Genomic DNA, 22,427 nt, shown 5'->3' with positions numbered 1-22,427 from the left:
CTCCAGAACAAGGCCCTGAGGTGGATTCGGGAGCATCGGCGTGCAGGGTTTTCTCCGCATCAGCAGGATCATCGACACGATCAACGAGCAGATCGGCAAGAAGGTCGCCTGGCTGATTCTGGTGGCGGTCATCGTCGCCGCCGTCAACGCGATTATCCGCAAGGTCTTCAACGCATCCTCCAATTCCTGGCTGGAATTGCAGTGGATGCTGTTTGGCGCCGTGTTCCTGATGTGTGCGGCCTGGACGCTGAAGGTGAAGGAGCATATCCGCATCGACATCGTGAACAGCCTGCTGCCCAAGCGCGTGCAGCGCTGGATCGACCTGATCGGCCACACGCTGTTCCTGATGCCGTTCTGCTTCTTGATGATCTATCACTCCTGGCCGTTCTTCACGCGCTCCTACGCGATCAACGAACAGTCGCTCTCGGCCGGCGGCCTGCCGCAATGGCCGGCCAAGGGGCTGGTCATCATCGGCTTCGTGATGCTGGCGGTGCAGGGCGTTTCCGAGATCATCAAGCAGATCGCGATCATGCGCGGCCATCTCGAGGATGACGAGACGCTGCGCGGCCACGCCGCCGCGGCGGAAGCCGAAGCCCACCGCCTGCTCGAGCAGGCCCGGCAGCAGGGCCTGGCCTCGTGAGCCCTTCGAAAGACGTCCGGACCCCCGCCATGACCGCCACCCGCCTGTCCCGCGTCGCCGGCCTGCTGCTCGCGCTGACGCTGATCGCCTTCTTCGGCCTCCATACCGGCGACGCCCATGCCGCAGGCCTGGGCGATTTCCTGCGCGTCAACATGGCGCCGGTGATGTTTGCCGCCCTCGTCGGCTTCCTGCTGCTGGGCTATCCGGTCGCCTTCGCGCTGGCCGCCAACGGGCTGCTCTTCGCCATCGTCGGCATCGAGCTCGGCATGTTCCAGGAGAACTTCCTGCAGGCGATGCCGGAGCGCATCTACGGCACGATGAACAACGACGTGCTGCTGGCGATCCCATTCTTCACCTTCATGGGCCTGATCCTCGAGCGCTCGGGCATGGCGGAGGATCTGCTGGACACAATCGGCCAGCTCTTCGGCCCTGTGCGCGGCGGCCTAGCCTATGCGGTGATCTTCGTCGGCGCGCTGCTGGCCGCCACCACCGGCGTGGTCGCGGCGTCCGTGATTTCGATGGGTCTGATCTCCCTTCCGATCATGCTGCGCTACGGCTATGACCGGCGTCTGGCGACCGGCGTGATCGCGGCGTCGGGCACGCTGGCGCAGATCATCCCGCCTTCGCTCGTCCTGATCGTGCTCGCCGACCAGCTCGGCCGCTCGGTCGGCGACATGTATGAGGGCGCCTTCATCCCCGGCCTGGTGCTGTCGGCGATGTATGCCGGCTATGTCTTCCTCGTTACCATGGTCTATCCCAATCGCGCGCCCGGCCTGCCGCCGGAGGCGCAGACGCTGCGCGATGCCGATGGTCAGACGCGGCGTCGCTCGCTCCTCGTGGTCACGATCATCTCGTTCGGGCTCGCCTATGCCTGCATGAAGCTGTTCACCAATGTGAAGGCGGGCGCCGATTTCGTCATTCTGACGATGTCGATCGCGGTGGCTGTGTCCTTCGTCATCGCCATCGCCAACAAGGTTCTGGGCCTCAACCTGCTGTCGCGCATGGCCGAGCAGGTCGTGTTCGTGATGGTGCCGCCACTGGCGCTGATCTTCCTGGTGCTGGGCACGATCTTCATCGGCGTTGCGACGCCGACCGAGGGCGGCGCCATGGGCGCAGCCGGCGCGATCCTGCTGGCTTATGGCAAGAAGCGGATGACCTTCGACCTGCTCAAGCAGGCGGTGGAATCCACCGCCAAGCTCTCGGCCTTCGTGCTGTTTATCCTGGTCGGCGCGCGCGTGTTTTCGCTGACATTCTACGGCGTCAACGGCCATATCTGGGTCGAGCATCTTCTGGTTGGCCTGCCGGGCGGGGCGACGGGCTTCCTGATCGTGGTCAACATCATGGTCTTCCTGCTCGCCTTCTTCCTCGATTTCTTCGAGCTCGCCTTTATCATCGTGCCGCTGCTGGGGCCCGCCGCCGAGAAGCTCGGGATCGATCTGATCTGGTTCGGCATCATGCTCGGCGTGAACATGCAGACCTCGTTCATGCATCCGCCCTTCGGTTTCGCCTTGTTCTTCCTGCGCTCGGTCGCGCCGAAGGATCCCTATCGCGACAAGGTTACGGGAACGATGATGGAGCCCGTGACCACCGCGCAGATCTACTGGGGGGCGGTGCCCTTCGTGGTGATCCAGTGCATCATGGTCGCGCTGGTGGTGATCTTCCCGCAGATGGTGATGCATTACAAAGCGTCGGCTGTGCAGCTCGACCAGCAGTCGATCGACAAGCAGTTCGATTCGATCCAGATCCCGGGCATGGGCGGTGCCGGCGGCCTGCCGGGGCTCGATCTGAGCGCGCCGCCGAGCTTCAAATAAAGCGATCGGCGACGATCTGACGACGATACGACGCCGGCCTCATCGCCGGCGTCGCTGTTTTGGCGGCAGGCCGTCCGGCTTTTGCGCGCAAGCGAACCTTGCCGCCGCTGCTGCGTTGCTCCTCGAACCGAGGAGCGACGAATGACCGATCTCACGATGACGCCAGCCGATCCGACCGGGACCCCGGCCATGCCGACCCCGCCGCAGGAAATGCCGCCGCTGACCCCGACCGAGGTGCCGCCCGCGCCGCCGGTCGAATCGCCTCCGTCCGACGTGCCGGTCGGCATACCCGTCGAGCCGCCGTCGGAACTGCCGCCCGCTTCGCCGATCGAAGGTCCGCCCGCGACGCCCTTCGACATGCCGCCGGACCGCGCTCCCCGCGAGCCGATGGAGTAGTCAGACCGGCGGCGCTTGCCCTGCACCTATATCCCAGTAGAGCCCAGCCATCAGGCCCAGCGCCTCGCGCGCGAGCGCGCTGGGCATGTGCTCGTCGGGCGCATGCTGGGAACAGCCGGGATAGGAGTGCGGCACCCAGATCGTCCGCAAGCCCAGGATTTCGGCGAAGATGTCGTTGGGCAGCGAGCCGCCGAGATTGGGCAGCAGCGCCGGCTTCTTGTTCGTGCTGCGTGCGATCGAGTCGATGGTGAAGCGGACCCAGGCGTCGTCCGGGTCGAGCCGGGTCGCGCCGAAGCGTTCGGTGCCGGGCATGATGATCTCGACCATGCCGAAGCCGTGACGATCGAGGTGGCGGCGCAGCGCCGGCACGACGTCCTGAGGGTCGATGCCGACGACAAAGCGCAATGCCACGCGCGCCCAGGCGCTCGGCGGCACGGCGTTGACGGGCGTCTCGGGCACGCCCGCTTTCATCGCCAGCACGTCGAAGGAACACCAGCCGAAGACCTGCTCGGCCGGCGACAGGTCCGGCTCGCCCCAGCCCGGGTCGATCCGGGGCCCGTCGGGCCCGCCATCGATCACGCAATCGGCCACCGCCTCGCGCACGGCGCGGGGCAGTTCGCGGGGCACCCATTCAGGAATGTGGATCTGACCGGTGGGGGAGGTGATCGAGGCGATCGCATGGGCGAGTTGGATCGCGGGGTCCGAGAGAATGCCGCCCCAATTGCCGGAGTGATGCCCGCCCTCGCGTGCCACGATCGAAAGATCGAAGGTGATGACGCCGCGCGCGCCGAGAAACACCGTCGGGCGCTGCGCATCAAGGCGAGGCCCGTCGGAGGCGATCAGCACGTCCGAGCGGAAGAGCTCGGCTTCCTCGATGCAGAGCTCACGCAGGCCGGGCGAACCGGATTCCTCACCCATCTCGATCAGGTATTTGGCGTTGAATCCGAGCTTTCCGCGCGATTCAAGAACGGCGCGCAAGGCGTTGATGTTGATGACGTGCTGGCCCTTGTTGTCGACCACGCCGCGGCCGTACCAGCGCCCGTCGCGCTCGGTCAGCGTCCAGGGCGAGAGGCCCTCGCTCCATTGCGCGTCGAGGCCGCGAATCACGTCGCCATGGCCATAGCCGAAGATCGTCGGCAGGCTTTCATCCTCGATCCGCTCCGCGAAGAGGAACGGACCCTTTGCCTTGGGGTGGTGCAGGATGCGGCATTCGAAACCCAGGGCCTCGAACAGCGGGCGCATTTCCGTTTCCAGATAGTCGCTCAGGACCGGGGCGCGCTTGGGGTTCTGGCTCTCGGTCGGCATCGCGATGAGCCGGGACAGGTCCGCCTTGAAGGCGCCGGTGTCGAAGTAATCTTGCGCATGCGCGATGGCCTGGGCGCGGGTCATGAAAGCTCGCTCACTGTCTGCCGAAGGAAAGGACGGCGGAGTCGTTGCCGATCCCGCCCACCCTTGATACTGCCATGCGCATGCAGGCATTCGCCACGGAAGTTGGCGCGCAGGGGATGTGCGCCCGATGACGGACGGGCCCCAGACCATGGTGCCGCATGCCCATCAGCGTGTCGCCTGCGAGACGATCCTGGCGGCGCGCGCCGCGGGGGCCCCGGGCTTCCTGCTGGGTGACCTGACGGGGCTCGGCAAGACGCTGTCGGCCTGGCTGGCGCTTTCGGCCATGCCCGAGCAGGACATCCTGGTGATCTGCCCCAAGGGCGCGATCCCACAATGGCGGCGCACGATGGCGCTGTCGGGCCTTCCGCCTAAGCGCGTCACGCTGATGAATTTCGAGAAGACTAAGTCTCTCCTGGCACCGCCCACGGATTCGAAGAAGCGCTCGGTGCGGGCGAAGAACAACGAACTCGCCAAGCTCGGCGTGCCCAAGCGTATCTGGCCGCTGGTCGTGATCGACGAGGCGCACCGCATCCGCAACCCCAACTCGCAGCAGGGCCTGGTCTGCCGGCAGATGGCGGCCGCCGCCTCCTTCACGATCTATATGAGCGCGACCGCTGGCCAGTCGCCGCACGAGCTTTCCTATCTCGGGCCGCTGCTGGCGCGGGCGGCGGGCATGCCGAGCGCCGATCTCGACGGTTTTCGCATCCTGATGAAGCAGCTGCGGATCGGCCGGGCCAAGGGGCGCTGGCAGAACTGGAGCTGGGAGCCCAACGAGACCGACCGCAAGGTGATGGCCGATCTGCTCTATCGTGGCACGCGCGCGATCGGTCTGCGCCGACGGCCGGAGGAGATCGCCGGGTGGCCTGAGGTTCAGCGCGAGCTGGCCCCGGTCGCGCTCGATGCTGCCGCGCGCAAGCTCTACGACGCGACCTGGCGGGAATTCCGCAAGGAACTCGGGCTCGCCGGCGGCTCAACGCGCAAGCCGCAGGGCTGGGCGGCGGATCTGCGCTTTCGCCAGAAAGCAAGCCTGCTGCGCATCCCCGGCACGGTTGCATTCTGCGACGATCTGCTCGGCAATGACGAGCAGATCGCGGTCTCCGTCGCCTTTCTGGAAACCAGCGCCATGTTGGCTGACGCCCTGCGCGGGCGCGGCTGGCGCGTTGGCGAGATCAATGGCGAGCGGTCGGGTGCGGTCAATGAAGAGACGCGGATCGCCTTCCAAACCGGCCAACTCGACGCCGTGATCTTCACTGTGACGGAATCGATCTCGCTGCATCGCGGCGAGATGCCAGGCGGCGAGCGCGAGCGTTCGCTGGTCATCCACGACATGCGCCACAGCGCCATCCAGCTGCAGCAAATCGAGGGGCGCTGCCACCGCGACGGCCAGCACGCCACGATCTTTTACGCCTATGCCGAGGATACGGTGGAAGAGACGGTGGCTGGAACCGTGATCGACCGCATGGCGGCGATGGAGGGGCTTGCCGGCGACGACACGCGACTGCTGGAGGCGATCGCTTGCATCGTCGAGTCGCGCGCAGCAGCCTGAACCAGCGGAACAACCCCGGCGGTCTCCGGTTCAGTCTTTCGGCCCGACATGTGGCCGACAGCCTGAAAAGAGCCGACCGATGCCGGATGCGCCGCAGCACCGCGATACCCATGACCTCAACCCTGTGGCTTTCCCGCCGCGCGCCACCTACCGGCTACAGTTCCACAAGGGCTTTCCCTTCTCGTCCGGGCGAGACCTCGCAGGCTATCTCGCCGAGCTGGGCATCAGCCATGTCTATTCCTCGCCGATCCTGACGGCCCGAGCAGGCTCGATCCACGGTTATGACGTCGTCGATTACGACGCGATCAATCCAGAGCTCGGTGGCGAGGCCGGATTCACCGAGATGGCGGCAGCGCTGCGGGCGCAGGGCATCGGCATCATCCTCGACATCGTGCCCAACCACATGGCCGTCGGCGGCGCCGACAACAGGCTCTGGCTCGACCTGCTCAAGCATGGCCGCGGCAGCGCCTATGCCAACTGGTTCGATGTCGATTTCGACAGTCCGGATCCGCAGATCGCCGGCAAGGTGCATGCGCCCTTTCTCGGCGAGCCCTATCGTGACGTGCTGGCGTCCGGCGCGCTGTCGCTCGTCCTGCATGAGGGCGGTTATGCCGTGTCCTATGGCGAGCACCTGTTCCCGATACGGCCGGAGGACCAGGCCGAGATCGCCGCGGTCGGGGTTGAGGGATTCCGCAATGCGGACGCGCTCGATCGCTTGCTGTCGCGGCAGAACTTCGTGCTCGACTGGTGGCGCAATGCCGGCGACCGGATCAACTGGCGCCGCTTCTTCGACGTCACCCAGCTTGCCGCGGTGCGGATGGACGAGCCGGCTGCGTTTGCCGCCCAGCACGCCATTACGCTGCGGCTCTATCGCGACGGGCTGATCGACGGCCTGCGCATCGACCATATCGACGGCCTTGCAGATCCGGCCGGCTATTGCCTCGAACTGCGCCGCCATCTCGACACGCTCCAGCGCCAGCGCCCCGAGGGGCTGCGGGATGATCGCGCCTGGCTGATCGTCGAGAAGATCCTGGCGGCTGGTGAACTGATCGAAGCCGGCTGGGACGTCGATGGCTCGAGCGGCTACGATTTCATGGATCAGGTCTCGGCCGTGCAGCACGATCCCACTGCTGCCGCGGCGCTGTCGGCGCATTGGGCGGTGCTCAGCGGCCGTTCGCGCGATTTCCACGCCGAGGAGGAAATGGCGCGCCATGAGGTGCTTTCGCACGCCTTCGACGGCCAACGCGAGCGGCTGGTCGACGCGCTGGAGGAGGCCGGTGGTCGCGACCGCGAGGCCGAGGGCCTGACCCGCTCGGCCCTGCGCCGCGCCGTCACCAGCCTGACGGCGCAACTGCGGGCCTATCGCAGCTATGCCACCGGGCGCGATGATGGTGTGGGCGCCGGAGAGGCGATCCAGGCCGCTTTGAAAGCCGCGCTGGCGACACCGCTCGCCGACGCACCGGCGCTGCGTTTCATCGTGTCGGTCATCGCGGGCGAGGGCGGTGAAGCTCATCGCTCCGCACGGATCACCGCGATCCGCCGCTTCAACCAGCTCGCTGCCCCGCTCGCCGCCAAGGCGGTCGAGGATACGGCGTTCTACCGCTATGGCCGGCTGCTCTCGCGCAACGATGTCGGGTTCGATGCCGCGTTGATGGGGCTGGAAACCGCAGCCTTCCATACCATGATGGGCGAACGCGCCGATGGGCTTCCGGTCTCGATGCTCACGACCGCGACGCATGACCACAAGCGCGGCGAGGATGTCCGCGCCCGGCTGGCGGTGCTGAGCGAGATGCCGGAGGATTGGATCGAGGCGACGCAGCGCTGGCGTGGGCTCGCCGACGGCATTCGTCCTCCGGGTCTCGATCCGGCCGATGAATACATGTTCCTGCAGATGCTTGTTGGGGCCTGGCCGCTGGGCCTGCGCGTCGATGACGCCGCAGGTCTCGATCACTTCGCTGTGCGGCTGGGAGACTGGTGGCGCAAGGCGCTGCGGGAGGCCAAGCTGCATTCGAGCTGGGCCGAGCCCGACGGTTCGTACGAAGACCAGGCCCTGCAGTTTGCCGCCGATGTCGTCAATCCCGCCCGTAGCGGACGGCTGCTGCACGAGGTCGCGGCGTTCGTGGAACGGCTCGAGCGCCCCGGTGTGCTCAACAGCCTGGTGCAGACCGCCCTGCGCTGCACCGTGCCGGGCATTCCCGACACCTATCAGGGCACCGAGTTCTGGGATTTCAGCCTCGTCGATCCCGACAACCGCCGTCCGGTGGATTTCGGCGCCCGCAAGATCGCGCTGGCGCAGCATCTTTCGCTCGACCTGCTGGCGGAGAGCTGGCGCGATGGGCGCATCAAGCAGGCGCTGCTGCGCAAGCTGCTGCGGTTTCGCCTAAGCCAGCCGGCGCTGTTTGCCCAGGGCGGCTATGAGCCGGTCGAGGTGGTGGGGCCGCGCGCCGACAACCTCATGGCCTTCCTGCGCCGGCATGACGATGCGGGGATGCTGGTGGTGGTGGCGCGCTGCTGCAGCCAGGGGCTGTCGCAGACCGGTGGGCTGGTGCCCGAGGCCGATTGGTGGGGCGATACGCGCGTGATCCTGCCGGCGGGGCTGCAGATGTCAAACGCGGTGATCGGGCCGTCGCTCGACGCCACCGACGGCTTCGCGCTGCGCGATGCGCTGCCGGTGGTGCCCGTGGGGGTCTGGGCGGTGGAAGGCGTCTAACGCGGCATCATCCCGGGCGGCTGAAGGTCGCCCGGATCCCTCATGAAGCGCCAGTGAGCCCGATGATGGATCCCGGCCAGGGGGCTTGCGCCGCCTGGCCGGGATGACGTCGTTGGTTTTGGAATGGGCGGGTTTTGGAAGGGGCGGCCCCGACCTCAGGCCGCGCCGTCGCGCGCCTGGCCGAGATGCGAAAGCCGGCTTCTCACCGCTGCGTCGTCGAGCAGCGCATCGGCATCGCCATCGAGGCGGTGGCGCCAGTTCGGCTTTTCGGTCGTGGTTCCCGGCACATTGGGCTGGGTCTGCACGCCGAGCGCGTCCTCGATCGGCAGCAGCTTGAGCGTGCAGGGCGTCCTGGCGATGAAGCGGATCGCCGCGTCGACCACGGGCCCGGTGTCTTGGGGCGCCGGGCGTTCGCCTTCGACGAGGCCGGCATCCTGGAAGGCGCCCCAGAGAATGCCGCGGTCCCAGGCGCGCAAATCCTGGGCTTCCGTTTCGCCCTCGCCTGCGTCGATATCGGCTCCTGCCCACCAGCCGGCGGTCGCGATCAGATCATGGGTGGTGGTCAGCGCGGCCGCGTCGGCATGCCACTGCTCGGGCGGGATATAGCCATCGTCGCTCTTCTCGAAACGCAGCACGCGCAGGCCGGCGACGCCCTGGTCGCGCAGATACTCGCGGAAGCCATCCGGCAAGGTGCCGAGATCCTCGCCGATGACGATCGCCTTGTGGCGCCACGATTCGAGCGCGACGAGCCGAAACAGCGTCTCGGAGGGAAAGGTGACATAGGCGCCATCAAGCGCGCTGGCGCCTTCGGGGACCAGCCAGAGCCGGCTCATGCCCATGACATGGTCGATGCGGATGCCGCCGACATAGCGCAGGCTGGCGCGCAGCGTGTCGATGAAGGGTGCAAAGCCCGAGGCCGCGAGCCCGTGCGGCGAGAAAGTCGTCAGCCCCCAGCTCTGGCCCTCGGCGGAATAGTAATCGGGCGGGGCACCAATACTCAGCCCGCCCAGCACCTCGTGCTGACGACTCCAGGCATGGCTGCCCGAGCCGTCCATGCCGATCGCCAGATCGGCGATCAGGCCGACCTTCATCCCGGCATCGCGGCAGGCGCGCTGGGCTTCGCCATAGGAGCGGCCGGTCAGCCATTGCAGGAAGATCTGGTGGGCGACCTCGTCCTGATGCTCGGCGGCGAAGGCCGCGACCTCCGGGCTGTTGGGGTCGCGATAGGGGGCGTCCCAGTTGCGCCAACTCCAGGCGTTGCGGTCCTGTCGCAAACGGGTGGCGTGCAGCACCTCGAAGATCGCATGGGACTTCAGCAGTGGCGAGGCTTCGGCCAGCGTCCGCTCGAAATCCATTCGCGCGGGCTCGGCCGCGAAGCCGGGTTGGCGAAGCGCGTCGAACAGCGCCCGCAGCAGCTTCTGCCGCAGCGGCGTCGCTGCCAGCCAATCGACCTGCGGCAGGCCCGACAGCTTCGCCATCTCCTCGCCGAGACCAGCGCGGTCGATCACGTCCCGCAGCAGGCCCTCGGGCAGGATCGCAGCCGGATCGGCATGGAGCGGGTTGTAGAACAGGCGGGTCGAGGGGGAGTAGGGGCTGAAATGCCCGGCCTCAGCGCCATAGAGCGCATGGACCGGGCTGATCGCGAGCGCATCGGCCCCGCGCGCGGCGGCCGCCCGCCCCAGCGCCGAGACGCCGGCGAAATTGCCGATGCCGCCGTCGTCTGCCGTGCGCAGCGAATAGATCTGCGCCGCCAGGCCGAAGCCCGGCGCGCCGCCATTGAGGTCGGCCAGCGTGATGCAACGCTCGGGCGCGGTGGCGACCGTGTAATCCCCCTGGCTGGTGCGGACCATGTGGTAGCCCGGCTCGTCGAAAGCCGGCAGGGTGAGCGCCCCATCGTAGCCGTCTTCTGAGGTGACGATCCGGTGCCCGCCGCCTTCGAGCGTGATCTCGACGGCTTGCCCGCCCTGTCCCGCGATCGGCAGGCCGACCTTCTGGCCGACGCGGGCCGTGGTGAAGCGGGACGAGGCGGCCGGGTTGAAGCCGCTTTCCATCAGCGACAGCGAATTGCGCAGCGCCGAATCGCCATCGGCCGGCAGGCCGAGCGCACGCAGGATCGCGCGCAGGCTGTCGGGCGAAACGGCGCGGTCGGCACCCGTCTGGTCGGTCCAGTGGGATGCGACCCCGGCCTTGGCGGCAAGCTGGCGCAGGATGTCGTCACTCATGAAGGGCTCCGGGCGTCTTCGTCGGGTTGATCATGGTATCGGGTTGGATCGTCGGTGATGCGATCACCCGGCGCCCTTGTCGTGATGCAGGACGAGAAGTCCGAGCGGCGGCAGCGTCAGGGACAGGCTTTGGGCCTGGCCATGGGCGGCGACGGCCTGCGTCTGAACCTGCCCGCCATTGCCGAGACCGCTGCCGCCATAGACCCCGGCATCGCTGTTGAGGCGCTCCTGCCAGAGGCCGGCATGGGGCACGCCGATCACGTAGTCGTGGCGCGGAACCGGGGTCATGTTGGCGACGACCAGGATCTCGCTCGCACCGGGCGCGCTCGACCGGCTGAAGGCGAAGACGGAGTTGGCGCTGTCGTCGGCCACGACCCAGGCGAAGCCCTCCGGCGCATGGTCGAGCCGATGCAGCGCCGGGGTTGCGCGGTAGAGCGCGTTCAGGTCGCGCACCAGCCGGGAGACGCCCTGCCTGCGCTCGTCGAAGGGGTGCGGCCAGGGGAAGGGCGCATCGACGGACCATTCGTCTTCGGCGCCGAACTCGCAGCCCATGAACAGGAGCTTCTTGCCGGGATGGGCCCACATCATCGCCAGATAAAGCCGCAGATTGGCGAAGCGCTGCCAATCGTCGCCGGGCATGCGCGAGAGGAGCGAACCCTTCCCGTGCACGACCTCGTCATGCGAGATCGGCAGCACGAAATTCTCGGAGAAACCGTAGACCAGGCCGAAGGTCAGGTCGTCGCCGTGATGGCCGCGATGGATCGGGTCATGCCCGATATAGCGCAGGGTGTCGTGCATCCAGCCCATGTTCCATTTGAAATGGAAGCCGAGCCCGCCATGGTGAACCGGCTGCGTCACACCCGGCCAGGCGGTCGATTCCTCGGCGATGGTCACGGCGCCGCGACCGCGCGCGCCCACGAGCGTGTTCAGTTCCTGGAAGAAGCCGACCGCTTCCAGGTTCTCGCGCCCGCCGAGATGGTTGGGCACCCATTCACCGGGCTTGCGGCTGTAATCGCGGTAGAGCATCGAGGCGACCGCATCGACGCGCAGCCCGTCGAGATGGAAGGTCTCGATCCAGAACAGCGCCGAGGCGATCAGGAAGCCACGCACCTCGCGCCGCCCGACATTGTAAATCAGCGTGTTCCAGTCGATGTGGAAGCCCTGGCGCGGATCCTCGTGCTCGTAGAGCGCCGTGCCGTCGAACTGGGCCAGCCCATGCGCGTCCGAGGGGAAATGCGCCGGCACCCAGTCGAGGATCACGCCGATGCCGGCGGCATGGCAGCGATCGACGAAGCGCGCGAAGGCCTCCGGCGGGCCCAGCCGCGATGTCGGGGCAAACAACGCCAGCGGCTGATAGCCCCAGGAGCCGCCGAAGGGGTGTTCGGTGATCGGCATCAGTTCGACATGGCTGAAGCCCATATGCTGGAGATAGGGGATCAGCCGGTCGGTGGCCTCGTCCCAGGAGCCGAGCTGGCCCCATTGTGTCCGCAGCCATGAGCCGACATGGACCTCATAGGTCGTCATCGGCGTCGACAGCGGGTTCGCGTTTTCCCGGGCCCTCAGCCACTCCTCATCCGTCCAGGTAAAGTCCGGCGCCTTCGCCACGATCGAGCCGGTGCGGGGCGGCAGCTCGGTGCAGCGGGCCAGCGGGTCGGCCTTCCAGGGCAGGCGCTCGCCCGAAGCCGAGATCAGCGCGTATTTGTAGACCGCGCCTGCCTCGATGCCCGGGATGAACAGCTCCCAGATGCCGGCGCCGAGACGGCTACGCATCGGGTGACGGCGATCGTTCCAGCCGTTGAAATCTCCGACCACCGCGACATGGGAAGCGTTAGGCGCCCAGACGGCGAAGAGCACACCGTCAATGCCGTCGATGCGACGCAGATTGGCGCCCAGCCTCGTCGAAAGGTCGAAATGACGGCCTTCGGCTGCGAGATGGATGTCGTCGTCCGACAGCAGCAATCCAAACCCATACGGGTCAGCTGTCTCGGAGATGCCGCCGGACCAGGCCGTGCGGATGCGGTAGGGCGTGTCGGCCGGGCAGGGCGCCTCAAACAACCCGTCGCCCGTACCAATCATGGGAATAGCGCGCCGCTGCTCGCCCTGTCCGGTCACGAGTTCGACGTAGTTTGCTCCGGGAAGAAACGCGCGGACGAGGCCGATGTCCTCGACGACATGCCGGCCCAGAACGGCGAAAGGGTCGGGATGGCGCCCCTCCGTCAGCAGGCCGATATCGCTGGCCGAAAGGCTGGGGAGTCGATGCGGCATCTGGCGCGTCATATAGTCAACTCCGTAGCAGAAGCGACTCCACCCGGAGCGGGGAATCGTCAATGATGCAACGCAGCGGAGCCAGCCTGCGTTCCGTTGCGACGATGCCGTTACCTCCGGGCCGGAGTGGAACCAAGTCCACTCAGCACGGTTATCGCACTGCATTGCAGGGGTTTGACAGGGAGAATACCGATGAGCCGGGAGCAGACCGTTCGCGACGTGGCCTATGCGATCTGGGAAGCCGAGGGCAAGCCCCAAGGGCGTGACTCTGAGCACTGGATGCAGGCCGAGGAGCGCGTTGCCGCGAGCCTGAACGGCGACAAGCCGGCCAAGGCCAAGGCGCCCGCGAAGGCTAAGCCGTCAGCCGAGGCTGAGCCGACCGTCGTCGAGGCGAAGCCCATGCCAAAGTCGCCGGCCAAGGCCGCCGCTACCAAAGCGGCTCCCAAGAAGAAAGCGTGATAGCTTTCGACGGGATGGTCTGATCGGCCGTCTTCCGGCGGCCCACGTTAACGCCATTGTCGTTGCATGCTCAAAGCCTGCGACGACAGATCTGTTGGGCATAGCCTGGTGTTGGCAATGAGAATTTTTTCGCAATGGCGGTGCCGCGCCATGCGGCGCTGGCCTCAGGCCGACAAGGCCCTCGCATAGACATCGGCATAGCGATGCGTCGGCCGACCCCAGTCGAAGCGTTTCGCCATCGCATGCTCGCGCATCTGGAGGAACGCGACCTTCGAACGGAAAGCGTCGAGCGCGCGCGTCACCGCCGAAGCGAGCCCCGCCCCCGTCAGCGACGAGAACAGGAAGCCCGAGCGGCCATCCTCAATCGTATCGACAAGACCACCGGTCCGATAGGCGATCGGCAATGCGCCGTACCGCTGGGCATACATCTGGCTGAGGCCGCAGGGCTCGAAGCGCGACGGCATCAACAGAAAATCGCTAGCCGCAAAGATGCGGCGTGCCTCGGCATCGTCGAAGCCGATCCGGGCGGCCACCGCCTGGGGATGCTGCCGGGCGAGGCGCTCGATGGCGTCCTCCAGGCGCGGTTCGCCACGGCCGGTGACGACGAGTTGGCCGCCATTAGCGACAATGGTCTCCGCCGCTTCGATCGACAGATCGATGCCCTTCTGGTGAACCAGCCGCGAAATGATCGAAAACAGCGGTCCACGCGAGGGCGGCAGTTCGAAGCTCTTGCGAATATCGGCGGCGCTCTTGCGCTTCCACTGGCGCACCCGCTTGGCTGCTGTCGTGTCCGCGCCCGAGGGGGAACTCCAGCTGTCGTCGATGCCGTTGACGATGCCGGTCAGACGGCCCTCTTCCATGCGGGTCTTGAGCAGCCCTTCGAGACCGCAGCCATGTTCGGCCGTGGTGATCTCGTGGGCATAGGTCTCGCTGACCGTGGTCACATGCGAGGCGTAGAAGATCCCGCTCTTCAGGAACGAGATCTTGCCGTGGAATTCGGCGCCGTTCATCGAGAAGGCGAGATCGGGAATGCCGAGCGCCGCCATCCGGCCGGGCTGGTAGAGCCCCTGATAGGCGAGGTTGTGGATCGTCAGGATCGAGGGCGTGCTCAGGCCCTTCCAGCGCAGATAGCCCGGCGCCAGGGCGGACGGCCAGTCATTGACGTGGATGACGTCGGGCTTCCAGTTCGGATCGGCCTCGCCGGCTGCGATCTCGGCGGCGGCCAGCGAGAGCCGCGCGAAGCGGATGTCGTTATCGGCGAAATCACCCCCGGCGAAGGGCCCGTAGGGTGAACCTTCGCGGTCATAAAGCTCGTCGCAGAGCACCGCGTAAATGGTCAGCCCGTCAGCAGTGACGAAACGCCCCAGCGACCAGGGCGGCAGGCTCGCGGTGCGCGGCATTTCCCGGACGATGTCCATGGCGGGCCTGGCCATGCGGACCTGACGGAAGCCCGGCAGCAGAACGCGGACATCGCAATGGGCACGCAACTGTCGCGGCAGGGCGGTCGAGACCTCGCCCAGCCCGCCAGCCTTGATGAACTCGCCCATTTCCGACGTCACGAAAAGCAGCTTCGTCGTGCTGGGAAGCCGTCTGCCGACCTCCGGCGCGCCGTCCTTGACGGCGGCGGCATAGGTCAAGGCATGGCCCGATGTCGCAGGAGCGGTTTCTGGTCCCATGTCCTGCAGCAAATCGGCCATCGGCGAGCTCCCCAACGCGCAACACCACCATATCAAAGAACACCGCAGGGCGGTTAACGTTCCTATTGCGGTGCAAAAAATTCATGCAATTCGGAGGCCGGTTTCAGGAACTCCGCAGCGAGCGTCACGTTGCACGAGTGCGGCAGGCTTGCGGCATCATTTGACAGGGTGGTCGCTCGCACGAGGCGAGGCGCGTCCGTCAGAGGCCTGATCCGCACGGGGAACAAGATGGCTGATGGTAACGGAATGCGCTTCGATGTCGAGGCCGGTGAAGGCACGGAACTCGGCGCGGTCCATGATGGGCAGGGGACGAATTTCGCGATCTTTTCCGCACATGCCGAGCGCGTCGAGCTGTGCCTTTTCGATGATGCCGGCGAGGTCGAGACCGCACGGATCACGCTTCCGGAATATACCGACGAGGTCTGGCACGGCTATCTGCCGGGCGTGAAGCCGGGCCAGCGCTACGGCTACCGCGTGCATGGCCGCTTCGCGCCCGAGGAGGGCCATCGTTTCAACCCCAACAAGCTCCTGCTCGACCCTTATGCACGCGAATATTCCGGGAAGGTCGATTGGAACGCCGCCCATTACGGTTATGACGTCAATGCCGAGGCCGATCACGACCTGACTTTCAGCGAGCTCGACAGCGCGCCTTTCATGCCCAAATGCGTGGTCTGCGACTGGAAGGCCGATCCGCAGGCGCCGGCACGGCCGAATGTGCCCTGGGACCGGACGATCTATTACGAGACCCATGTGCGTGGTTTCACCAAGCTGCACCCGGCCGTGCCCGAGGCGATGCGCGGAACCTTCGACGGGCTCGGCGAGAAGGCGGTGATCGACTACATCAAGAGCCTGGGCGTCACCGCAGTCGAGCTTTTGCCGATCCATGCCTATCTCGACGACCATCACCTCGCCGCCAAGAACCTGACCAATTACTGGGGCTACAACACCATCGGCTTCTTCGCGCCGATGCAGCGCTATGAGGGCAAGGCGGGGCTGCGGTCCTTCCGCGACATGGTGCGCAAGTTCCACGATGCCGGGCTCGAGGTCATCCTCGACGTGGTCTACAACCACACTGCCGAAGGCAACGAGATGGGGCCGACGCTGTCCTTCAAGGGCATCGACAACTTCGCCTATTACCGGACGATGCCGGACGATCCGCGCTTCTACATCAACGACACCGGCACCGGGAACACGGTCAACACCAGCCATCCGCGCGTGCTGCAGATGATCCTCGATTCGCTGCGCTACTGGGTCGAGGTGATGGAGGTTGACGGGTTCCGTTTCGATCTCGGCACCATTCTCGGGCGCGAGCCGCATGGCTTCGACCAGCGCGGCGGCTTCTTCGACGCGATCGGGCAGGACCCCGTGCTGCGCAAGGTCAAGCTTGTCGGCGAGCCCTGGGATATCGGCCCGGGCGGCTATCAGGTTGGTGGCTTTCCGCCGGGCTGGGGCGAGTGGAACGATAAATATCGCGACACCACACGGGCCTATTGGAAGGGCGAGGAAGGGATCATCCGCGATCTCGCCGCGCGCATCACCGGCTCGGGCGATATCTACGATCTGCGTGGCCGCCGGCCCTGGGCGGGCGTCAACTTCATCACCGCCCATGACGGCTTCACGTTGAACGATCTCGTTTCCTACAACGAGAAGCACAACGAGGCGAATGGCGAGGACAACAAGGACGGCCACGGCCATAACCTGTCCTATAACTTCGGTGTCGAAGGCCCGACCGATGATGAGGGCATCAACGCCGCCCGCGAGCGCCAGAAGCGCAACCTGCTGGCGACGCTCCTGCTCTCCCATGGCTCGCCGATGATCCTGGCCGGCGACGAATGCGGCCACTCCAACGGCGGCAACAACAACGTCTATTGCCAGGACAACGAACTCGCCTGGATGAAGTGGGACGAGCTGACCGATCGCGACAAGGCCCTGACCGGTTTCGTCCAGCGCGTGACGAAGCTGCGGGCCGACCATCCGATCTTCCGGCGCTCGAGTTTCCGTGACGGCTGCATCCTGCGCTGGGTCAATCCGGCCGGCGGCGACCAGCAGGAGGAGCATTGGGACGATGAGGGCCTGCGCGCGATCGGGCTCTTGATGCACATGCCTGATGTCGAACGCGGCGGCGATGAAGCCTTGATTCTTTTCAACGCCTTCGACGGCGACGTTCCCTTCAAGATTCCGCCGCGCGTGAAGGCGGGGTCATGGTCGGTGGTGCTCGACACGGATACTGGTCCCGGCTCCGACGAGGGACGAAAAGGGCTGAAGGCCGATGCCGAGCTGACGCTGTCGCCACGGTCGCTGATCGTGCTGATGTGAGAGCGTGGCCGTAGCTGCAATTATAGATACGATGGGAGATGGGCTTCCAGTGGGACGGGACGAAGAGCGCGGCCAACGAGGCCAAGCACGACGTCTCGTTCCCCTGAAGCGACGCTGCAAAGGCTATCAGAGCCGTATCAGCGCCGTGCTGGCGAGCTATTCGACGCCAGCCGCAAAGCCGGCTGGCCTGGCGGCTCAGCCTTCTGCGCTCGCGACGAAAAGGGACACGCTGCGCGCTGGCAGCGCCCTCTCGCTGGGGGCCGGCACGGATGTGAACAGGCGTTGCCAGAGTCTGCCCGGGGCCGTTGGCAGCACCAGCACCCTGGGCTCATGCGCGCGATTGAGTGCGATCGCCAGCGTCTCGCCGCCGCCCCCCAGCGCCAGGCAGAACGCGTCGAGGAACGACCATTCCTCGTCGGCGACCGGCGTGGCTTCGGTTTTAAGCCAGCGCGCATCGGGCGGGTCGCCCGCGCCGGTCAGGAACGTCTCGGCTGTCAGGAGCGGGCTGGCTGCGCGCAGCCGTGCCAGCGTCGCGACGAAATCCGCGAGGCCGGCATCGGCTCCCTGCCAATCCAGCCAGAACGCCTCGTTGTCCTGGCAATAGGCGTTGTTGTTGCCGTGTTGCGTGCGGCCGAACTCGTCGCCAGCCGTCAGCATCGGGATGCCTCGCGACAGGAACAGCGTCGCCAGCAGAGCGCGGATATCGCGGTCACGCGCCATGCGCACCCCGGCATCGTCGCTCGGCCCTTCGACGCCATTGTTCCAGCTATGGCTCTCATTGTCGCCGTCGCGGTTGCCCTCGCCATTGGCCTCGTTGTGCTTCGACCCGTAGGCGACGAGATCGGCGAGGGTGAAGCCGTCATGGGCGGCGATGAAGTTGATGCTCGCTTGGGGCCCGCGGTGGCGTTCGCCGAACAGATCGGCGGAACCGGCAAGCCGCGTCGCCAGCGCCCCGGCCATTCCGGCATCGCCGCGCCAGAAGCGGCGGACGTCGTCGCGATAGCGGCCGTTCCATTCGGCGAAGGGGGCGGGGAACTCGCCGAGCCGATAGCCGCCCGGCCCGATATCCCAGGGTTCGGCGATCAGGATGGCGCGCGACAGGTCGGGGTCTTGCAGGATCGCGGCGAAGAGCGGGGCATCCTGCGAATAGCCGGTATCTGAGCGCCCCATCACCGTGCCGAGATCGAAGCGGAAGCCGGCGACCCCGAGGCCGCGCCAGTGCCTCAACGAGTCCATCGCCATGCCCACGACCGGGGCCCGGTCGAGCGCGAGCGTGTGACCGCAGCCGGTGTCGTTGATCAAAAGGCCGGGATCATCCGTGGCGTGGCGGTAATAGACGGCATTGTCGAGTCCGCGCAGGCAGATCGTCGCGCCGAATTCGTCGCTCTCGGCGGTGTGGTTCAAGACGATGTCGAGGATGATGCCGATGCCGGCCTGGGCGTAGGTCTCGCACAGCGTGCGCAGATCGGCCGCGCCGCCCGGAGCGAGCCGGGGATCGAGGGCGAAGAAGTTGACCGGGTTGTAGCCCCAGGCATTGGCGAGGCCGAGCGGCGGCAGATGCCGTTCATCCATCCAGGCCGCGACGGGCATCAACTCGACATGGCTGACGCCGAGCCCGCGAATGTGATCGAGGATCGCCGGTTCGCAGAGCGCGGCCAGCGTGCCCCGGATGCGCTGCGGCACGGCGGGATGGCGCATCGTGAAGGACTTCACGGCGAGTTCGTAGATGAAGCTCGGGGCCTCCTCGCATCCTGTCGCCTGAGGGGGGAGGGCGTCGCCGACGATGCAGCGCGGCACCAGGTCTTCCGTGTCAACGCCATGCTCCGCTAGGCGCGGATCCCAGCGGAACGGCCTGTCGACCCGCGTCGCATAGGGGTCGATCAGCAGCTTCGACGCGTCGAAGCGGTGCCCTTCCTCGGGGCGCCAGGGTCCCTCGACGCGCAGGCCGTAGCGCAGCCCGGTCACCGCGCCCGGCAGCAGACCGTGATGGATGTCGCCGGTGCGGCAGGGCAGGGGCAGGCGCGCCGTTTCATGCGCGCCCGTCTCGTCGAACAGGCACAGATGCACGCGCTTGCCATGGCGTGAGAACACGCCGAAGCTGATGCCGTCCTCGCCTGTCGTCGCGCCGAGCCGGGCCGGCAGCTTGCAGGAGACGAGCATCTGGCGGTTCGCCAAGGCGCTCAGCCCTGCGTGTCGCGGGTCGGGATGTTCCAGATCCGCTGGGCATATTCCCCGATCGCCCGGTCGGCGCTGAACCAGCCGCAATGGGCGGTGTTGGTCACCGACATGCGCCACCATTTGTCCTGATCGGCCCAGAGGGCGTCGATCCGGCGCTGCGCCTGGCTGTAGCTCTCGAAGTCGTTGAGCGTCATGAACCAGTCATTGGCGCGCAGGCCGTCGACGAGGCCGCGATAGCGGTCGCGCTCGCGCGGCGAATAGGCGCCGCTGGCGACCGCATCGAGCACGCCTTCGAGATGGGGCGCACCGGCGATGACCTCACTGGTCGGCCGTGGATTGCGCTTGGCGGCCTCGACCTCCTCGGCGGTCATGCCGAAAATCACGATGTTGTCTTCGCCGACGCGCTCGCCGATCTCGATATTGGCGCCGTCCAGCGTGCCAATGGTGATGGCGCCGTTGAGGGCGAACTTCATGTTGCCGGTGCCCGACGCCTCCATGCCGGCCGTCGAGATCTGCTCGGAGACGTCGGCGGCCGGGATGATGAGTTCGGCGGCGCTGACATTGTAGTTCGGCAGGAACACGACCTTGAGCCGGTCACGGGTGGTAATGTCGTTGTTCACGACCACGGCGACATCGTTGATCAGGTTGATGATCGACTTGGCGGTGCCGTAATTGGACGCCGCCTTGCCGGCGAAGATCTTCACGCGCGGCGCCCAGTCCTTGTAAGGCTCCGAGCGGATCGCGTCATAGAGCGCGATCGTCTCGAGAATGTTCAGAAGCTGGCGCTTGTATTCGTGGATCCGCTTGATCTGGACGTCAAACAGCGCGTCGGGATCGACCGTGACGCCGGTCTCCTGGCGGATGATCCCCGCCAGCTTGAGCTTGTTCTCGCGGCGGATGGCGGCCAGGCGCCCGTGCAGGGCGCTGTCGCCGGTATGGGCCGCCAGTCGGTGAATCTGGCCGATATGGTCGGTGAGGTCGTCGCCGCAAACCTCCTGCAGCAGCTTCGTCAGGCCGGGATTGGCGCCGAAGAGCCAGCGTCGCGGCGTGATGCCATTGGTGACGTTGGTGATGCGGCCCGGAAAGATCGCGTGGAGCGGCGCGAAGACGGTCTGCTCCATGAGCTTGGAATGCAGCGCCGAGACGCCGTTGACCGTGTGCGAGCCGACAAAGGCGAGATGGGCCATGCGGACCCGCCGACCATTCTGCTCGTCGATCAGCGAGATGCGGGCGAGATCGATGCTATCGCCGCCGCTGGAGCGCCGAACCTCTTCGAGGAAGCGGGCATTGATGGCGAAGATGATCTGCATGTGGCGCGGCAGAAGCCGCTCCATCAGCGCGACGGGCCAGGTCTCGAGGGCTTCGGGCAGGAGCGTGTGGTTGGTGTAGGAGATCGTGGCGTTGGTGATCGTCCACGCCTCTTCCCAGGGCAGCCCGTGTTCGTCGATCAAGAGCCGCATCAGCTCGGCCACCGCCAGCGACGGGTGGGTGTCGTTGAGCTGGATCGCGACCTTGTCTTGCAGATTGTCGAGCTTGCCGAACTGGCGATAATGCCGGCGCACCAGATCCTGCAGCGAGGCGGAGGTGAAGAAGAACTCCTGCCGCAGGCGCAGTTCCTGCCCGGCCGGGGTCGAATCATTGGGGTAGAGGACCTTTGATATCGCCTCGGCGCGGTTGCGCTCGGCCACCGCACCGACGAGATCGCCCTGGTTGAAGGCGTCGAGCGACAGCGGATGCATGGCGCGCGCACGCCAGAGCCGCAGCGTCGTCGCGTCGCGGCCGCGCCAGCCGATGATCGGCGTGTCATAGGCGACGGCAAACACCGTCTCCTCAGGCTCCCAGAAGACCTCGCCGGGTTTCTGCGTCGCGGTGACCGCGCCGCCGAAGCCGATCTTGTAGGAGGATTCGCGGCGCTCAAACTCCCAGGGGTTGCGGAAGGAGAGCCAGTCTTCGGGCACCTCCATCTGCTTGCCGCCATCGATGAGCTGCTTGAACAGGCCGTGGTCGTAGCGGATGCCGTAGCCCAGCGCCGGAACGCCGGTCGATGCCATGGCCTCCAGATAGCAGGCCGCCAGGCGCCCCAGACCGCCATTGCCGAGCGCGGCGTCGGGCTCGATCATCTCGATCTTGGCGAGATCGACGCCGAGCTCCCGCAGCGCCTGCGCCATTGCGCCCGTGAGGCCGAGATTGTTCAGCGCGTCCGCCAGGGAGCGGCCGATCAGGAATTCCAGCGAGAGATAATAAACCCGCTTGCGGCCGGTCTGGTAGCTGTCGCGCGTCGAGCGATGCCAGACGTCGACGATATGGTCGCGCGCAGCCAGAATGCCGGCCGTCAGCCAGTCATGCGGCTGGGCGACCGAGGCGTTCTTGCCGAGCGAATAGGTGAGTTTCTTGAGAATCTCGGCCTTGAGGACCTCGACCCGCGCATCGGTTGCAGAGGGGCGGGCGGCGTCGGAAGCTGTCTCGGTCAAGCGTGGTGATCCCGGCTGTTTGGTTGGCGCGGAGTTTCGGCACAACCTCCCGCCAAGTCCAGACGTAATTGCCGCAATGCAACAGAATCGGCCGGGTCGCGCTCGGCAAACCGGCTCTCTCGCCCGCCCCGTCGCTTACTGCCGGACGGTGCCAGGCTCCTCGCGGGCGCCTTGTCCAAGCTCCCGCGCGCTGTCCACGGCGGAGCCGGTCAATCCGACGACGCTCGCCCAAGCATTGCGGGTGTAGAGGCCCTGATGGGCGATGGCGTCGTAGCCAATCAGGATGACGGCGATGAGCAGCAGAATGCGAAACATGGATCCCTCCAA

General features: G+C 66.4%; 14 protein-coding genes. 7 read left to right on the top strand and 7 right to left on the bottom strand.

Annotation, left to right across the window (positions count from 1 at the left end; all coding sequences use genetic code 11):
- The first annotated feature begins 40 nt into the window (after nt 1–40).
- The 3 genes from IP69_RS15565 (at nt 41) to IP69_RS15555 (ending at nt 2,847) form a co-directional block, all read left to right on the top strand.
- Nucleotides 41–640 (top strand): TRAP transporter small permease subunit, encoded by a 600-nt coding sequence (locus IP69_RS15565; RefSeq protein ID WP_054143740.1) that lies wholly within the window; start codon nt 41–43, stop codon nt 638–640.
- A gap of 128 nt (nt 641–768) precedes the next feature.
- Nucleotides 769–2,451 (top strand): TRAP transporter large permease subunit, encoded by a 1,683-nt coding sequence (locus IP69_RS15560; protein WP_156323492.1) that lies wholly within the window; start codon nt 769–771, stop codon nt 2,449–2,451.
- 141 nt (nt 2,452–2,592) lie between these two features.
- Nucleotides 2,593–2,847: a hypothetical protein gene (locus IP69_RS15555; protein ID WP_054143739.1), complete on the top strand. Its 255-nt coding sequence runs from the start codon at nt 2,593–2,595 to the stop codon at nt 2,845–2,847.
- Here IP69_RS15555 and IP69_RS15550 read toward each other — a convergent pair whose 3' ends face one another.
- Nucleotides 2,848–4,236, bottom strand: coding sequence for a M20 family metallopeptidase (locus IP69_RS15550; RefSeq protein ID WP_054143738.1), 1,389 nt, complete (start codon nt 4,234–4,236; stop codon nt 2,848–2,850).
- Between the two features lie 127 nt (nt 4,237–4,363).
- Between IP69_RS15550 and IP69_RS15545 the strand changes: the two genes are divergently transcribed.
- Both IP69_RS15545 and treY read left to right on the top strand, forming a co-directional pair.
- Nucleotides 4,364–5,782 (top strand): SNF2-related protein, encoded by a 1,419-nt coding sequence (locus tag IP69_RS15545; RefSeq protein WP_054143737.1) that lies wholly within the window; start codon nt 4,364–4,366, stop codon nt 5,780–5,782.
- Between the two features lie 79 nt (nt 5,783–5,861).
- Nucleotides 5,862–8,492, top strand: a complete 2,631-nt coding sequence (gene treY / locus IP69_RS15540) for a malto-oligosyltrehalose synthase (protein WP_054143736.1) — start codon at nt 5,862–5,864, stop codon at nt 8,490–8,492.
- Nucleotides 8,493–8,647: 155 nt separating this feature from the next.
- On the opposite strand, the gene malQ is transcribed toward treY, so the two are convergent.
- Nucleotides 8,648–10,714, bottom strand: a complete 2,067-nt coding sequence (gene malQ, locus IP69_RS15535; protein WP_054143735.1) for a 4-alpha-glucanotransferase — start codon at nt 10,712–10,714, stop codon at nt 8,648–8,650.
- A 63-nt stretch (nt 10,715–10,777) separates the two neighbouring features.
- A complete protein-coding gene (gene glgB, locus IP69_RS15530; protein ID WP_054143766.1) occupies nt 10,778–12,979 on the bottom strand; it encodes a 1,4-alpha-glucan branching protein GlgB in 2,202 nt (733 codons plus the stop codon).
- A 192-nt stretch (nt 12,980–13,171) separates the two neighbouring features.
- Here glgB and IP69_RS15525 point away from each other — a divergent pair, with 192 nt between their 5' ends.
- Nucleotides 13,172–13,438, top strand: a complete 267-nt coding sequence (locus IP69_RS15525) for a DUF2934 domain-containing protein (protein WP_082359370.1) — start codon at nt 13,172–13,174, stop codon at nt 13,436–13,438.
- A 164-nt stretch (nt 13,439–13,602) separates the two neighbouring features.
- On the opposite strand, the gene glgA is transcribed toward IP69_RS15525, so the two are convergent.
- Nucleotides 13,603–15,135 carry a glycogen synthase GlgA gene (gene glgA, locus IP69_RS15520; protein WP_248306855.1) on the bottom strand — a complete coding sequence of 511 codons (1,533 nt, stop codon included), beginning with the start codon at nt 15,133–15,135 and terminating at the stop codon, nt 13,603–13,605.
- A 228-nt stretch (nt 15,136–15,363) separates the two neighbouring features.
- On the opposite strand from glgA, the gene glgX (IP69_RS15515) reads away from it, so the two are divergent.
- Nucleotides 15,364–17,451, top strand: coding sequence for a glycogen debranching protein GlgX (glgX, locus tag IP69_RS15515; RefSeq protein WP_054143734.1), 2,088 nt, complete (start codon nt 15,364–15,366; stop codon nt 17,449–17,451).
- Nucleotides 17,452–17,646: 195 nt separating this feature from the next.
- On the opposite strand, the gene glgX (IP69_RS15510) is transcribed toward glgX (IP69_RS15515), so the two are convergent.
- From glgX (IP69_RS15510) to IP69_RS15500, 3 genes are all read right to left on the bottom strand, one after another.
- Complete coding sequence (gene glgX, locus IP69_RS15510; protein ID WP_248306854.1) at nt 17,647–19,626, bottom strand: glycogen debranching protein GlgX; 1,980 nt, start codon at nt 19,624–19,626, stop codon at nt 17,647–17,649.
- Between the two features lie 5 nt (nt 19,627–19,631).
- A complete protein-coding gene (locus IP69_RS15505; RefSeq protein ID WP_054143733.1) occupies nt 19,632–22,100 on the bottom strand; it encodes a glycogen/starch/alpha-glucan phosphorylase in 2,469 nt (822 codons plus the stop codon).
- A 135-nt stretch (nt 22,101–22,235) separates the two neighbouring features.
- A complete protein-coding gene (locus tag IP69_RS15500; protein ID WP_054143732.1) occupies nt 22,236–22,415 on the bottom strand; it encodes a hypothetical protein in 180 nt (59 codons plus the stop codon).
- Between the last annotated feature and the right edge of the window lie 12 nt (nt 22,416–22,427).

Source organism: Allobosea sp. AAP35 (assembly GCF_001295925.1).
Lineage (GTDB): Bacteria > Pseudomonadota > Alphaproteobacteria > Rhizobiales > Beijerinckiaceae > Allobosea.
Note: the sequence above shows the minus strand (reverse complement) of the source record. Positions and strands in the feature narration are given on the sequence as shown.